This is a genomic window from Shewanella sp. Arc9-LZ, assembly GCF_010092445.1.
Classification (GTDB): domain Bacteria; phylum Pseudomonadota; class Gammaproteobacteria; order Enterobacterales; family Shewanellaceae; genus Shewanella.
In genome coordinates, this window is record NZ_CP048031.1 from 4,087,736 (window position 1) to 4,103,882 (window position 16,147).

Consider the following 16,147-nt stretch of genomic DNA (forward strand, 5'->3'; position numbering starts at 1 on the left):
TGATGAGCAACTAAGCTTTTTTGCCTAAAATAACCAATAAAAAAGACCTAATTGATCTCTCAATTAGGTCTTTTTTTGTCCATGCATAAACGTTACATCATTGCATTGGTACTTTCGAAAATCTTGTCAGCTGATGCCGCAACAAAGCCAGTATAAAGCTGACCATTATCCATTGGATAACGGCGGGCAAATTCATAGAAACAACTTGGAATTTCCACATCGCCATCAGTAAAGTTAACCACCACTTTATCCGCCATGGTAGAAGATTGCTCTAACAAGACTTCTGGCGATCCTTTAATTTCACCGCCAGAGCTATTTAACACAAACCCAGCCAGCTTTAAGGCTTGGTTTACATCTTCAATACGCTCAAACTCAGGCAGATCGTTAATTGAAACCGTAAAGTGATTGGCACGATATCCCAATGCAGCAACCCAAGCAGCATATTCGCTTTCAGCAAGTAAGGCTTGGTATGTTGCTTTATCTACATCCCAATGACGACCAGAATAAATAAAATTATCTGCAGTGGTTGCCGTTTCATCAACCTGATCGATTAAACCATGGATGCTCTTTTGCAACTCAGGGCTAAATTCTTCTACTAATAGCTCAGAAATAAACACCTTCGGCTGCTTTGGATCCGGATGTTCAAAGTGCTTGGCAATCAGTTTTTTCTGCACAAACTGATAATCGCCACTGTCGACATAACCGATAGAGGTAAAGTGTTTAGCCAATACGCTTAAATTCACCTTGGCGATATTAAAGGTGCGCAAAGCGATATGGTCATTGATGATTGGCGCGCCATGGCCTAATAGCTGATGAATTTTCGCCGCTGAAGGCGTCATCTTAATGTAGTCTTGCCATAAGGCAGCAAATAAAGCATTAACGTCAGTATGCATGGTTAAATCCTTCTAAAATAAGGCTGGTGAACAAAGTCACCAGCACGGATCATGCGATGAATTTATCAGTTAAATTGATAAACCAGGGCTTAAAGTAGCAGGTAAGCTTACTGAGTCAGCTTCCATTGAAGCGACAGGGTAAGCACAGTAATCAGCAGCATAAAATGCACTTGCACGATGATTACCTGATGCGCCAACGCCACCAAACGGTGCTGCACCTGATGCGCCTGTAATCTGCTTATTCCAATTAACAATCCCAGCACGAATACGCGCTAAAAAGTAATCGTAATCTTCACGGCTATCGGCTAATAAACCGGCAGATAAACCATAACGAGTCGCATTAGCCAAATGAATCGCTTGGTCAAAATCGCTGTAACGCACTAATTGCAATAATGGACCAAAGTATTCTTCATCAGGTAACTCAGCGACTTTAGTGACATCTATTAAGCCTGGAGTGACTAAACCAGTACCAGCTTCAACTTGCACTAACTCAACTAATGAAACACCACCTAATGACTGAAGTGTTGCTTGTGCGGCAACCATGCCACGTGCAGCGGTTTCAGAAATCATCGAGCCCATAAAAGGTTGTGGTTGAACGTTCCAAGCACCCACTTTAATTTGTTTAATAGCCTTTACTAGCTCTGCGATTAACGCATCACCTTGTGCGCCCTCTTCAATATATAAACGACGGGCACAGGTACAACGTTGGCCAGACGAAATATAAGCAGACTGAATAATGTCATGTACCGCAGCTTTGGTATCGGTAACACCTTTAACGATAAGCGGATTATTACCGCCCATTTCTAAGGCTAAAATCTTACCAGGCAGGCCAGCATATTGTTCATGTAAAATATGCCCAGTACGTGAACTACCGGTAAAGAATAAACCGTCAATTTGTGGATGTGACGCTAACGCTTTACCGGTTTCAACTTCACCCTGCACTAAGTTAACCACACCTTGTGGTAAACCGGCTTTGTCCCAACACTTCAGCATTAGCTCAGCCACTTTAGGCGTTAATTCTGATGGCTTAAATACCACGGTGTTACCGGCCAATAATGCTGGCACTATGTGACCGTTTGGCAAATGCCCAGGGAAATTATAAGGGCCAAATACCGCTACCACACCATGAGGTTTGTGACGTAATACGGCACGTCCTGCTGGTAAATCGTTGGTTTCAGTACCAGTACGTTTGTCATGAGCTTTTGCTGACAATGCGATCTTGCCAATCATAGCGCCCACTTCAGTAGCCGTTTCCCACTGTGGCTTACCCGTTTCTTGAGCGATGGTTTCTGCAATCTCGGCTTTATTAGCTTCTAACTGTGCACGATACGCTTCTACTATCGCTAAGCGAGCTTCATACCCCAGCATAAACCAATCAAACTGCGCCGCACGAGCGGCATCTACAGCTGCATTAACTTGAGAAGCAGTAGCCGTGTTACCTTGCCAAATTACGTCACCGTTGGCAGGGTTTTTTGAATTAATCTCATGACCTTCGCCAGCTAACCACTGACCTTGAATATATTGTGTCATTTCTTGCTCCTACATTGCTAAAACACGAATTTGCTCACCATCGCTCACCAGTAAACCAGCTGCGATTTCAGGGCTGAGCACAACATTATCGTGTTCATCAGAGACCAACAATTTAGCTGCTGACGCACGATAATCAGCAAGCGAGGTGTTGGAGATAATAAAATGATGATCGGCATGTGGCATCTTGCCAACTGAAACGGTCAATAAACGGCTCTTTTTCACTGAGCGGATCTCAGCTAGTGCACATTCAACCGTTGGGCCGCCATCAAAAATATCGACATAATTACGGAACTTAAAACCCTCAGCTTGTAATAAACGTAATGCTGGCTTAGTGTTTTTATGCACTTCACCAATCACTTTTTGGGCTTTTTTAGGCAACATGCAAACATAAACGGGATTTCGCGGCATCATTTCGGCCATAAAGGCTTTTTTGCCTAAACCAGACAAGTAGTCTGCTTCAACAAAATCGATACCTAAAAAGTGATTTTGTAGCCATTCATAAAACGGTGAGTCGCCATGTTCATCACTGACACCACGCATTTCAGCAATAACCGTTTCGCCAAAGCGTTCAGGATGCTGTGCTAATAATAAAAAGCGCGAGCGTGATAACATGCGGCCGTTATTGCCTTTGCGATATCCGTCTTTTAAAAACAGAGTGCACACTTCTGCTGCGCCAGTGTAGTCGTGGCATAATGTGAGGGTTTCAACTTCATTGCGAACAGAAATTTGCTGAGAATGATAGACCTCAGTACCTAAACGGTAATGATAAAAAGCATCTTGCATGCCGACAGCGGCTTCAATACCACAGGTGCCGACAACTTCATTGGTCTTTGTATCTTCAAGTACCATTAAATAACCTTCGTCAAAAGGTTTATCAATTTGCTTGATAAAAGATGCCTCTGCCCTAGCAATCTTCGAACGCAGTAACTCTTCGTTAACTGGTAAAGATGTAAAACCGTGGCCTGACTCAACTGCGATACCATAAAGTGCATCGTAATCACTTGCACGGATAGGACGTATGATTAACATCTTAATCTCCTCATTGCGCCATAAGCGAATCGCGCTGAAATACATTTCAACGCGTATTCACCCAACAGGCGTACCCAAACACATCAGTGCAAGCTAGGCCCGCACTGATTTGTTAATTAACCAGCAACCACTTTTGCTACTGCGCGTTCAAAACGCAACAAGCCTTCTGCGATGTCTGCTTCTGGGATCACTAATGAAGGAGCAAAACGCACAACGTTTGCACCAGCCATCAAACTCATAAGGCCTTCAGCAACAGAAGCAACCAAGAAGTCACGGCTACGACCTTCATACTGTTCATTTAATACCGCACCAATTAACAAACCTTTACCGCGCACTTCACTGAATACGTTGTATTTGGCGTTAATAGCCGCTAAACCATCACGGAATAACTGTTCGCGATGTTTAACTCCGTCCAACACTTCTTTGGTATTAACCACGTCCATTACTGCATTACCTACAGCACAAGCCAGTGGGTTGCCGCCATAAGTAGAACCATGAGTACCAATTTTTAAATGAGCGGCAATTTTTGCCGTGGTTAGCATTGCAGCAATAGGGAAGCCACCGCCTAGCGCTTTGGCACTGGTTAAAATATCTGGCACGATGTCTGTACCCATGTAAGCAAATAACTCACCAGTACGGCCTACACCAGTTTGTACTTCATCAAAAATCACTAATGCGTCATGCTTATCAGCTAAACGACGTACTGCTTTTAAGAACTCAGGATCACCATTGATAATCCCGCCTTCACCTTGAAGAGGTTCAAGCATAATGGCACAAGTCTTGTCAGAAATTACCGCTTCAAGTGCAGCGATATCATTAAATGGCACGTGGGTAATACTTTGTGGCTTAGGACCAAAACCGTCTGAATAAGCAGCTTGTCCGCCAACCGTTACAGTAAAGAATGTACGGCCATGGAACGCTTTATCGAATGCGATGATTTGGTCTTTATCTGCACCATGGTTATCTAATGCATAACGACGAGCTAATTTTAATGCAGCTTCGTTCGCTTCAGCACCTGAGTTAGCAAAATAGACGCGCTCAGCAAATGTGGCATTAACTAACTTTGTCGCTAATTCAAGCGCGGGCTCGTTGGTCATTACGTTTGATAAATGCCATAATTTTTCGCCTTGCTCTTTTAATGCTGACACTAAAGCTGGATGACAATGACCTAAACAATTTACTGCAATACCACCGGCAAAATCGATGAATTCATTACCTTCTTGATCCCATACTCGGCTACCCGCTCCACGAACAGGAATAACAGCGGCAGGCGCATAATTAGGCACCATAACTTCATCGAATTGGGCACGGGTTAGATTCATTTCTACACTCATTGCATTTCATCCTTCAGGTTGTAAGCGGCTTGAAAGCCGCTGTTTCCGCTGTCTGCTTTATATTCTGTAAGTGCATTAGCGGAAGTTTGTGTTATTTATGCGACATTATTAGCGAAAATGTGATCAAAATACCAGTTCAGTACAATTAACTTCTGCAGGCCTGATTGGCATTCTGCATAAAGATTGAGAAATATGACTAAACAACGCGTTTATTGGGGGGTTATGAAGCATAAATAGTCATAAAAAAAGTTATTTGACTCGAATTTGTGTAGCTATTCATCAAAAGTGAATAATTACACAGATTTAACATTTACGCTTTTGATAGAAAAAGGGCTATTTACAGTAAATCAAGCTTACGAAAATTTTGCCCTTTAAGCCGAATCAGTTCTTGCGCCGAAAACTGATAATAATCAAACATAATGCGTTTCTCTTGTGGATCGATTTGTTGTTGCTCTTCTAACAAAAGCACTTTGGCATAACAACTCGCCTTAGCCACAATGGCGGCATCGACAGACAACTCTGTAAAATGGTAATCGTGGTCGAGCTCTTTTAATACTTGTGTGATCGGTGAATCATCAAATTTAAGTAAACTCAACAGTTGCCAATTCAATCGATGGCTATGGAGTAATACTTGCCCCAATACAGCTTCAGCAGGAAAATCCGTTGCCATAATGGCATCGTAAACTTGTTTTTCTCGACTATGGCTTGCCTCTCGTAACCAAGTCCCCCAAGTGTTATCAAATATACGTCCACTTTGGCTCAGTATAATCGAGGTAGAAAATTGGTACATTAACGCGCAGCTATAAGCCAAACCAGGCTTTTCATTATGCAATTCTGCTAAGGTTTGCGCCGCAATGGCACTGACCATGCTGTAACGCCAAAGCTTGCGGGTTATCCACAATAAATTAGCATTGCCTGAAGGTAACCAGTTACGTAAACAAAAATAAGGGATCAGCAAACGTAAATTTTCAATACCAATGTAGTTAAGCACCAGCTTTATGTCGGTCACTTGAACATCGCCATGTTTAGGCCGTCGGTGACGAGATGCTGGACTATTAATTAAATTGATTAAATCACGTGATAACCAGCTAATACTTTCGATAATCGGTCGAAGTCGATTAATATTCAGGTCAGGATGTAATAATAGGTCGAGCAGTAAAATTTGATTTTCACAAATTGCCGATGCTTCTAATATCATTTGAGGATGAGCTAATTGATGCTCTATCGCATTATTAACCGTATTAGTTAACAGCGCGGACACCTCTAAATACACATTTTTCTCTTTTGCTTGCTTATCAAGGCGCACTTTCAATGCTTTGCGCTCAATATCAAGCTTATTGGCACTCTCTTCTAACTCTTCGTTCAACTCATCAGGCATTGCATTGGCTTTATGCTTACCCACAATAAGTTGTTTATAGAGTCGGCGCTCAATCTCAATGACTTTTCCGGGCCGAACGCCACCTGCTATTGATATTGCCACTCACATTACCTTTTACTGTTTTCATCACTTAATCATAAAAATTAAGGCTTCACAAAGGAAGCCTTAATAGATATTTATTTGTTTTTTTGAACTCAGAGCCGATTACTTCAACTCTTGTTCAAACAGTTTATAAATACGACGATACTGATCTAACCAACTAGAAGGTTGCTTAAATCCATGCGGCTCGACAGGATAGATTGCGGTTTCAAACATCGGCTTTTCTAATTCAATAAGCCGTTGCACCATGCGCACACTGTCTTGGAAAAACACGTTGTCATCTAACACACCACTCATGATCAGTAATGGTTTTTGTAAACCTTGAGCATGCTCTATCGGAGAACTACGCTCATAAGCGATAGGATCAACGTCAGGCGTATTTAAAATATTAGAGGTATATGGCGCATTATAATGAGCCCAATCAGCTACAGGGCGCAATGCGGCCCCTGCTTGGAATAACTCAGGTTCATTAAACAACGCCATAAAAGTAAGGAATCCGCCGTATGAACCGCCATAAGTCCCTACTCGCTGGGGATCTACATTAACATTGCTTGCCATCCAAGCCACACCATCTTTCAAATCTTCAACTTCTGGATGGCCCATATTACGATAAACGGACGTACGCCAATCACGTCCATAGCCTTTCGAGCCTCGATAATCCATGTCCATTACCACGTAACCTTGTTGTGTGAGTAAGTTATTGAACATAAATTCACGGAAGTAACCCGAAAATCCATAATGGGCATTTTGTAAATAACCCGCACCATGGTTAAACATCACTGCTGGATATTTTTCAGCTTGCTTAGCATCATAACCTTGCGGCAAATAAACTCGTGCATAAATTGGCTCAGCGCCATGAGTTGAAGCTAGCGCGACAACTTGTGGTACTTGCCATGGATATTGTTTAAATGCTGTGCTGGTATAATCGGTTAATTGGCTTATGTCGCCGCCAATAGGTTGAATATATAACTCATCTGGATGAATCGCAGACGAAGCGGTTAATAATAGTGATTGTCCATCAGGGCTTAAACTGTAATCCAATGTACCTAACCACTGGGTCAATTGCTCTGACTTACCACTGGCAATCTCAACACGGTAAACATTATAGCTACCTGGGTGGTCTTTATTGGCACGATAATAAAGATGTTTTGCATCGGGTGATAAAGTCACATTATCAACCACAAATTTGCCATTGGTTAATGCCGATACCTTACCTGCTGCGGTTTTAATATATAACTGTGAAAACCCTGTTTCTTCAGATAAGTAGTACATGCTATCTGTACCTGGTATCCAGCCAAATTGATTAAAATTATAATTTACCCAAGCATCATCATGTAATCTGTGTTCGGTTATCAGCTTACCTTTTTGAAGATCAACACTGGCGATCCAGCGATCTTTGTTGTCAACGGCTTCCAACATCACCAATAATTTATCGTCAGACTCATGCCACTGAATTGCGCTCTGACTCCATTCCCAATCTTGCATTAACTGCACTAAACGCGGGGCTTTTTCGCTGTTATAGGTTTTACCTTTCGCTTGAGCATTTTCAGCTTTAACGCTCGCCAGTACATCCTCATCAAAACCCGTTAAGCCTTCAATGGTAATGTCTTTTTTACTGTGGTCAACAAGGTCGAGTAACACTAAACGTTGACCAGGAAAGACATCTTCGGCAACCCGAGAGCGGGCTGGTACAGGGTCAACATAACCCTCTTGGCCCAAATAATTAGGCATAATGTCGTGTTCTGCACGCCAATCATAATTTTTATCGGTTAACGCTAATACTACGTAGCGTCCATCTGGCGACAAACTCATTTCTGATACCACTTCAGCGTCACCTAAATACCAAGGTTTAGCAGAAAAAGTGGGATCGGCTTTAGCCAATGAGTCGCGGTATTGATCACGCGTCAGGCTGTTATCATGTTCCATGGCAACATATTGAATAAGTCTATGCTGTTGCTTAGCAATAAAGCTACTTGGCTCTTGCGTCGCTTTTGGTTCGTTTTCCATTTGGATCGCGGCAATTTGTTCTACTAGGCCGCTAGACTGGTGCACACGAAAAATATTATTACCTTGCCAGAATGCAAGGTCGCCACCCTTTAAAAAACGTACGCCATTAATTGCATCGTTTTGACGGGTAAGTTGCTTTATTTCACCGTTTGATAAATCTTTTACAAATACGTTACCTTGATAAATATAGGCTTTTTGAGTCTTTGCCTGATCGAAGACACCATTACGTTGATCGGCAAGGTGTAGCTGATTGAGTGCTAGTTTATTTGCTTCAGACTGTCCAATAGCTTGTTGATAAAAATCACGGACCGGAGATTGATGTGCTTGGCGACTGAAATATACCGACTGACTGTCATCGCTCCAATAAGCTCCTTGAGCAAATATGCCCATCCAATCTGGATTAGCCATAATTTGATTAAGTGTCAACGGTTGCTGGGCTTTTGGAGGCTGTGCAAATGGCACGGTCAATGTCGTTGCACTCGGCGTTGTGATAACCATTGTATCGTCAGGTTTAGCCGTGGCAGAACAGCCACTTATCATTGCCAAAGAAAGTGCGCTAACCGCAAAGTTTCGCATAAAGCTTGTCATGGTTATCCCTTTTATTATTTTAAGCGCTATTTATAGCACAAATAGACGCGAGAATTTAGCCAGATTAGTTGCAGAAGTTGTAACAGAATACGTGATAATGAACCCGAAGATATAAATTCGAAAATGCTTTATAAATGCAAAAAGTTATCCAAAAGTTCATGGCCTTGCTGAGTCAAAATAGATTCAGGATGAAACTGGACGCTGTAAATACGTAACGCGTCATGGCTCATCGCCATAATTTCACGGCCATAAATTGGGTCATCAAACCACGCATCCAGACTAAAGCCATGAGGTACATGGTTAATCAACAATGAATGATAACGAGTAACCTGCAGAGGTAATGCTAATTGACGAAATAATCCCTGTTGATTATGTTCAATCAAACTGGTTTTACCGTGCATAACACGCTTGGCACGCACAACATCAACGCCAAACACTTGTGCGATAGCTTGATGTCCTAAACACACACCAAGAATCGGAATTTTACCGGCAAAATGTTTAATAGCTGCAAGTGAAATACCCGCTTCATTAGGAGTGCATGGACCGGGAGAGATTATCAAATGTGTAGGTGCTAAAGCTTCAATTTGTTCAATGCTGATTTCATCGTTACGTTTAACCAGTATCTCTTGCCCAAGAGCTTGGAAGTACTGAACTAAGTTAAACGTAAAAGAATCATAATTATCAATCATCAACAACATTATGGGTTCCAGTTGCGCTATAAATGTTTGTAGCACATCAATTTTAGCTTAAAAAAAACCAGCCTTGCGACTGGTTTTATGTAATGTTAACTAACCGCTACTTCACCACAGTTAAATGGTTTTTACGCTTAGTTTTATCATCAGGCTTTGTCGATTTAGACGATGGTGGCAATGTCGAAGTGTCATCAACAGATTTCATTGATGGCGGTACAGATGATAACTCATCATGTTCACCTTCGATCATATATGCATCTTCCATATCAAACACCGTACCCGCACCGTTTTCACGAGCGTAAATGGCCACGATCGATGCCATAGGCAAAAACACATTCTGTGGTACACCACCAAAACGTGCATTAAACTCTACTGCATCATTAGACATGTGAAGATTAGCCACCGCTCCGGTTGCAATATTCAAGACGATTTGACCGTCTTTGACAAATTGCTGCGGAACCTGCGTACCGTTAACAAATGCATCCACGACTACGTGTGGCGTCAAATGGTTATCCATCAACCACTCATAGTAAGCACGCAACAAATATGGACGATTAGCTGTTATTGGTTTCATTACATGCCCATGCGCATTTCGCGCTCAGCCTCAGTTAGCGATGCCTTAAATGATTCACGTTCAAAAATACGTGTCATGTAAGCACTGATATCTTTCGATGTACGCGGATCTAAGTGAATGCCTAATACTGGTAGACGCCACAATAATGGGCCTAAGTAGCAATCAGATAAACCAAACTCTTCGCTCATGAAGTATGGCATTTCAGCAAATACTGGCGCTAAAGCAATTAAGCTTTCCATTAACTCTTTACGCGCTGCATCAGCCTTTTCACCTTTACGGATACGCTCTACAAGCGCATACCAATCGGTGTCGATTCTGTGCATCATTAAACGGCTTTGGCCGCGAGATACTGGGTATACAGGCATTAATGGAGGATGTGGAAAACGCTCATCCAAATATTCCATAATAATGCGTGATTCGTACAACACGAGTTCACGATCAACCAAAGTCGGTACAGAGTTGTATGGATTTACTTCAAGTAAATCTTCAGGCATCTCACTTGGGTCTACCTGTAAAACATCAACGGTAACCCCTTTTTCAGCCAATACGATACGTACTTGGTGACTATATAAATCATCGGCACCAGAAAAAAGTGTCATGATAGAGCGCTTGTTGGCAGCAACAGCCATTGATACCCTCCAGAATCTAGAAAAAACAAAACAAACGAGGGGCTAAGCCCCCCGTTTACAAAATGCGGATAATGTATATTAACCGTTATTGATGGCTAGTGCACATCTTTCCAGTATTCTTTCTTCAACAAATACGCAATTATGAAGAAAATAAACAAGAATCCAAGTACCCACCAACCTAAAGCTTCACGCTCTAGCTGAACTGGTTCGGCAGAATAAACTAAGAAACCCGTGATATCACGGACGACTTGGTCGTATTCTTCTGCCGTCAATTTGCCACCCGTGGTAACAATATTACCATCTTTATCTTTTACAAGAGATACATTACCAGCTTCATCTTTCGTAACAGTAGCAAGACCTTGTAAGTCTTGTAATACGTGTGGCATACCCACTGCTGGGAACACTATATTGTTCACACCAAATGGACGAGTCTCATCTGCGTAGAAACCTTTTAGGTATGAAAATACCCAATCAGCACCACGAACACGAGCAACCAACGTTAAATCAGGAGGCGCAGCACCAAACCATTTAGCGGCATCTGGAGTAGGAATAGCGTTTTCCATTAAATCACCGATTTTTGCACCGGTGAACATGTACTTGTTACGCATATCATCGTTAGAGATGCCTAAATCAGTTGCAACACGCTCGTAGCGTTGGTATTGAGTGCTGTGACAACCAGAGCAGTAATGTTGGAATGAATCCAAACCACGCTCTAATGACGCTTTATCATGCAAATCAACGTTAGCACTTTCTAAGTGAACACTATGTCCACTGGCGGCCATTGCGAGAGATGGCAGCAATGTAACTAATGCAATTAATAACTTTTTCATTAGTGTGTCACCCTCGTTGGGACTTCTTTTGTTTTCTCATTCTTACTGTAAACCCATAAGGCTACGAAGAAAGCAAAGTAAGTGAAAGTGAATACACGTGCCGCAATAGTTAACTCAGGAGTTGCAGGAACAACACCTAAATATCCTAAAATAATGAACGACACTGTAAATTGTGCAATGTTGATCTTGTGGATCATGCTGCGATAGCGAATAGACTTCACTTTACAACGGTCAAGCCAAGGCAGTAGGAATAACACTGCAATAGACAGACCCATACCAATAACGCCTACCAATTTATCAGGGATAGCACGTAAAATGGCATAGAAAGGTGTGAAGTACCAAACTGGCGCAATGTGTTCCGGTGTTTTCATTGGATTAGCCGCTTCAAAGTTTGGCTTTTCTAGGAAATATCCACCGCCTTCAGGCATGAAGAACAACACATAACAGAACACGATTAAGAACCCAGCGACACCCATAATATCTTTTACAGTGTAGTAAGGGTGGAATGGAATACCATCAATAGGCCATCCGTTCTCATCTTTGTTCTTTTTAATCTCAACACCATCAGGGTTATTTGAGCCCACTTCATGCAAGGCGATTAGGTGTAAGAACACCAACACAACCAATACAAGTGGTAGCGCAATAACGTGCAGTGCGAAGAAACGGTTTAGTGTTGCACCTGAAATAACGTAATCACCACGGATCCACAATGTTAGGTCATCACCAATAATAGGGATGGCACCAAACAAAGAGATAATTACCTGCGCACCCCAGTAAGACATTTGTCCCCAAGGTAGTAAGTAACCCATAAATGCTTCAGCCATTAACACAAGGAAAATCAACATACCAAACAGCCATAATAGCTCTCTTGGTTTTTGATAAGACCCGTATATTAATCCACGGAACATGTGCATGTAGATGACAAAGAAAAATGCCGATGCACCTGTAGAGTGCATGTAACGTAGCAACCAACCGTAATCAACATCACGCATGATGTATTCAACAGAAGCAAATGCGCCTTCTGCTGTCGGTACGTAATTCATGGTCAGCCAAATACCTGTCAGCAATTGGTTAACCAAAACTAATAGCGCTAATGAACCAAAGAAATACCAAAAGTTAAAGTTCTTTGGTGTCGCATACTGTCCCACATGACGGTTATATGTAGCCGTCATTGGGATGCGAGCATCAATCCAATCAATAATATTCTTAACCATTACGCCGCTCCTGTATCTACACCGATGATAACGTTAGCATCATCAACATATTTGTGCGGTGGGATCACTAAGTTTAGTGGTGCTGGAACACCCTGGAATACACGACCGGCCATGTCAAATTTAGAACCATGACAAGGACAGAAGAAACCAGAAGTTACACCTTCAACCTGCTCACCGAATGAATCAGGCAGATAAGTTGGTGAACAACCTAAGTGAGTACAGATACCGACTGCAATAAAAAATTCAGGCTTAATAGAACGCGCAGGGTTAGTTGCATATTCTGGTTGCTGCATTTCTTCTGAAGCAGGATCGCGTAATTGACTGTCTAATGTTTTAAGATTATTTAGCACAGCTTCTGTACGACGAACGACCCAAACCGGTTTTCCGCGCCATTCGACACGAATTAACTGACCTGGTTCTACTTTACTAATATTTACTTCGACCGGCGCACCTGCAGCTTTCGCTTTGGCGCTCGGATTCCATGACTTGATGAAAGGAACCGCTACAGCGACGGCACCAGCACCACCTACTACGGCGGTTGCAGCTGTCAGGAATCTGCGACGTCCGGTATCGACTGGCGCATTGCTCATCCACTTATCTCCCAGAGGGTGTTGGAATTTTTATATTTCAATACTTTAGCGACCCAAAATGGTGAAACGCTAAAATCATAGTTTGAGGCGGTGCTCATTATAGCGAAAAATTAGAACCAGATCATAGTGAAAACACACATCTAAGATGAGGATATTAACATTTTTTTCAAAATCGCTTATAAATCAGCCATTTTATAACAATTAGTTGCCACTTAATTAGCAATAAAAAGCTTGAGAAATGCATTTAAAACAATAAATTATTAATGATAAATAATAAAAGACATCAGAAATATCTACTGTTGTGATTGATGACCGCTTTTGGGAAAACTGAATTCATAGCAAAAACATTAGGGTCGGTTGATCTTTCAAGGTTATTTTTACAGCGAACTTTTGGTCATTACTTAAACAAGAGCTACAAGGCAGAGGCTTTGTGGCGTAGTTATTCTACATGAAAGCTGATAACGCAGTAGAAATAACTCACAAACACTGCACAAGGGTTCGGCTAAAAACGTTTTACTCTTTGTTGAGTGCATCTTCTCGACGTGATAGTTGCTTAGATTACTAGGCTGTAATCTACTCGCCTCGGTTAACACATTTTTATCTCGAACAAAATTCAACCAGTAAAGATCTACAGACCTAGATAATAGGCACAAAAAAACTCGGTAAAAACCGAGCTTTTTAATGCAAAAAACATACGCGGGTATTATTTAACGCTAGATGATTTCATGTACTTGAAGAAATCACCTTCAGGTTCTAACACCATAATGTCATTTTTACCGGCAAAACTTTCTTTGTATGCTTCTAGGCTACGTAAAAAACTATAAAACTCAGCATCTTTACTGTAAGTATCAGCATAAATTTTTGCCGCTAATGCATCACCTTCACCACGAATAGTAAGGGCTTTACGTTCAGCTTCAGCAATCTTTACTGTCACATTGGCATCAATAGTCGCACGGATAATTTCAGCTTGTTCTTTACCTTGTGCACGGTGTTCTTTCGCCACAGCTTGACGTTCAGCACGCATACGTTGGTAAATACTAATACTGACATTAGCAGGTAAATTAATTTGCTTTACGCGCACATCAACTACTTCAATACCGAGATTTTGTGCACTTTCAGAAGCATTTTCTAATGCGTCAGTTTGCAATTCATCACGCTTACCTGAAACAATTTCCTTGATTGTGCGACGACCAAATTCAGTACGTAAATCGTTGCTAATTTTGGCTTGTAATAAGCTTTCTGCATTGGCTTTAATACCGCCATTGGTAGAAAGATAGTACTTTTCAAAATCACGAATACGCCACTTAACATAAGAGTCGACCATTAAGTCTTTCTTTTCAGAAGTAACAAAACGATCTGCTGCGCCGTCCAATGTTTGGATACGAGCATCCAGATAGCGAACTTTATCGACTAAAGGTAATTTAAAGTGAAGGCCAGGAGCAAAAACGGTTGTTACGTCACCATCTTTAAGCACCTTACCGAAACGTGCAACAATCGCGCGTTCACCTTCGCTTACCACCATCAAAGAGGAAAAACTCACCCCTAAAATGATCACTAGAATGATCAGAGCTAATCTACCCATTGTTAGTTCCTCCCTTGGCGATTACGATCTTCGCGGCTGAGACGACCATCTGTTGGCATGCTAGTAATAGGTGTGTCTACACCACTACTAGAAACAGAATTGATGTGACGTTCTACCTCAGGTTCTACTTGATTGCGCAGACTCTTAGAAGAATCCATCAGCTTATCCAAAGGTAAATACATCAGATTACCGCTACTCTTAGTGTCGATAAGAACTTTATTTGTATCAGCCAACACAGATTGCATCGCATCTATGTATAAACGATTTCGGGTTACACCTGGAGCAGCTTTATACTCAGGTAATAACTTCTCAAATCGAGCGACTTTACCTCTAGCTTCAAGAACTTCACGCTCTTTATAAGCACTAGCTTGTTGTGCCATACGCTCTACTTGACCACGCGCTTTGGGTTCGATTTCACGAGCATAAGCTTCAGCTTCGCGAATAAAGCGCTGTTCATCTTCCTGAGCAGAGATAGCATCATCAAATGCATCTTTTACTTCTTCTGGAGGACGAGCGGGTAAAAAGTTAACATCACGAATTTCCAAGCCTAATTTATACGGCTCAATAATACGCTCTAACTCAGTCCAAGTATCACGACGAATAGCATCACGTCCAGTGGTTAAAATGTCATCCATACGATTATGACCAATGACATAGCGCAACGCACTATCAGTCGCTTCACGTAAACTCGAATTGGCATCGACTGCACTGTACAAGTATGAATAAGCATCTGATACGCTATATTGAACCACAAGTTCAACATTCACGATATTTTCATCAGATGTCAGCATTCTGCCAGACGCTGGAATCGAACGGAACGTTTCCACATCAACCATTGTCACATCGTCAATAAAAGTGGCTTTCCAATGTAAACCGGAACTCACTTCACCGATGTGCTGACCAAAACGGAGTAACACTCCACGCTCAGCTTCTTTAACCGTGTATAAGCCAGACAATGCCCAAATAATTAAGGCAATCACTGCTATTATAATCAGTAAAGATGAATTAAATGGCTGACCAGTGGCGCTACCGCCTCCCTTGCCACCAAAGCGTTTTGATAGGTTACGAAATACTTCGTCAAGATCTGGTGGCCCTTTATCGTTACCACCTTTATTTCCCCAAGGGTCTTTGTTCCCCTTGTTACCGGGCTCATTCCAAGCCATTTAGCACTCCATAAT

The 16,147-nt window shown here is 41.9% G+C and carries 14 protein-coding genes; all 14 read right to left on the minus strand.

The features are described from left to right. Positions 1 to 92: 92 nt before the first annotated feature. Positions 93 to 893, minus strand: coding sequence for a DUF1338 domain-containing protein (locus tag GUY17_RS17530; protein WP_162023868.1), 801 nt, complete (start codon positions 891 to 893; stop codon positions 93 to 95). Between the two features lie 69 nt (positions 894 to 962). Then, the gene (astD, locus tag GUY17_RS17535; protein ID WP_101085249.1) at positions 963 to 2,423 is read right to left on the minus strand and encodes a succinylglutamate-semialdehyde dehydrogenase; all 1,461 of its coding nucleotides are present in this window, start codon (positions 2,421 to 2,423) and stop codon (positions 963 to 965) included. A 9-nt stretch (positions 2,424 to 2,432) separates the two neighbouring features. Further along, on the minus strand, positions 2,433 to 3,452 hold the full coding sequence (astA, locus tag GUY17_RS17540; protein ID WP_101085248.1) for an arginine N-succinyltransferase: 1,020 nt from the start codon (positions 3,450 to 3,452) through the stop codon (positions 2,433 to 2,435). 116 nt (positions 3,453 to 3,568) lie between these two features. Further along, on the minus strand, positions 3,569 to 4,786 hold the full coding sequence (locus GUY17_RS17545) for an aspartate aminotransferase family protein (RefSeq protein WP_101085247.1): 1,218 nt from the start codon (positions 4,784 to 4,786) through the stop codon (positions 3,569 to 3,571). A 337-nt stretch (positions 4,787 to 5,123) separates the two neighbouring features. Beyond that, positions 5,124 to 6,266 carry an HDOD domain-containing protein gene (locus GUY17_RS17550; RefSeq protein ID WP_101085246.1) on the minus strand — a complete coding sequence of 381 codons (1,143 nt, stop codon included), beginning with the start codon at positions 6,264 to 6,266 and terminating at the stop codon, positions 5,124 to 5,126. A 102-nt stretch (positions 6,267 to 6,368) separates the two neighbouring features. Further along, positions 6,369 to 8,858, minus strand: coding sequence for a prolyl oligopeptidase family serine peptidase (locus tag GUY17_RS17555; RefSeq protein WP_162023869.1), 2,490 nt, complete (start codon positions 8,856 to 8,858; stop codon positions 6,369 to 6,371). 128 nt (positions 8,859 to 8,986) lie between these two features. Further along, a complete protein-coding gene (locus GUY17_RS17560; protein WP_101085244.1) occupies positions 8,987 to 9,556 on the minus strand; it encodes an aminodeoxychorismate/anthranilate synthase component II in 570 nt (189 codons plus the stop codon). Positions 9,557 to 9,653: 97 nt separating this feature from the next. Continuing rightward, entirely contained in the window at positions 9,654 to 10,124 is a 471-nt protein-coding gene (locus GUY17_RS17565) for a ClpXP protease specificity-enhancing factor (protein ID WP_011638742.1), read from the minus strand. Continuing rightward, a complete protein-coding gene (gene sspA, locus GUY17_RS17570) occupies positions 10,124 to 10,753 on the minus strand; it encodes a stringent starvation protein SspA (RefSeq protein WP_011638743.1) in 630 nt (209 codons plus the stop codon). The genes GUY17_RS17565 and sspA overlap by 1 nt, the downstream gene beginning before the upstream one ends. 95 nt (positions 10,754 to 10,848) lie before the next feature. Then, complete coding sequence (locus GUY17_RS17575) at positions 10,849 to 11,583, minus strand: cytochrome c1 (protein ID WP_101085242.1); 735 nt, start codon at positions 11,581 to 11,583, stop codon at positions 10,849 to 10,851. Beyond that, positions 11,583 to 12,797 carry a cytochrome bc complex cytochrome b subunit gene (locus GUY17_RS17580; RefSeq protein ID WP_101085241.1) on the minus strand — a complete coding sequence of 405 codons (1,215 nt, stop codon included), beginning with the start codon at positions 12,795 to 12,797 and terminating at the stop codon, positions 11,583 to 11,585. Before GUY17_RS17580 ends, GUY17_RS17575 begins: the two co-directional genes overlap by 1 nt. After that, positions 12,797 to 13,387, minus strand: a complete 591-nt coding sequence (gene petA / locus GUY17_RS17585; RefSeq protein ID WP_101085240.1) for a ubiquinol-cytochrome c reductase iron-sulfur subunit — start codon at positions 13,385 to 13,387, stop codon at positions 12,797 to 12,799. Before petA ends, GUY17_RS17580 begins: the two co-directional genes overlap by 1 nt. A gap of 703 nt (positions 13,388 to 14,090) precedes the next feature. After that, on the minus strand, positions 14,091 to 14,969 hold the full coding sequence (gene hflC, locus GUY17_RS17590) for a protease modulator HflC (protein ID WP_101085239.1): 879 nt from the start codon (positions 14,967 to 14,969) through the stop codon (positions 14,091 to 14,093). Positions 14,970 to 14,971: 2 nt separating this feature from the next. Continuing rightward, positions 14,972 to 16,132, minus strand: a complete 1,161-nt coding sequence (gene hflK / locus GUY17_RS17595) for an FtsH protease activity modulator HflK (protein ID WP_162023870.1) — start codon at positions 16,130 to 16,132, stop codon at positions 14,972 to 14,974. Between the last annotated feature and the right edge of the window lie 15 nt (positions 16,133 to 16,147).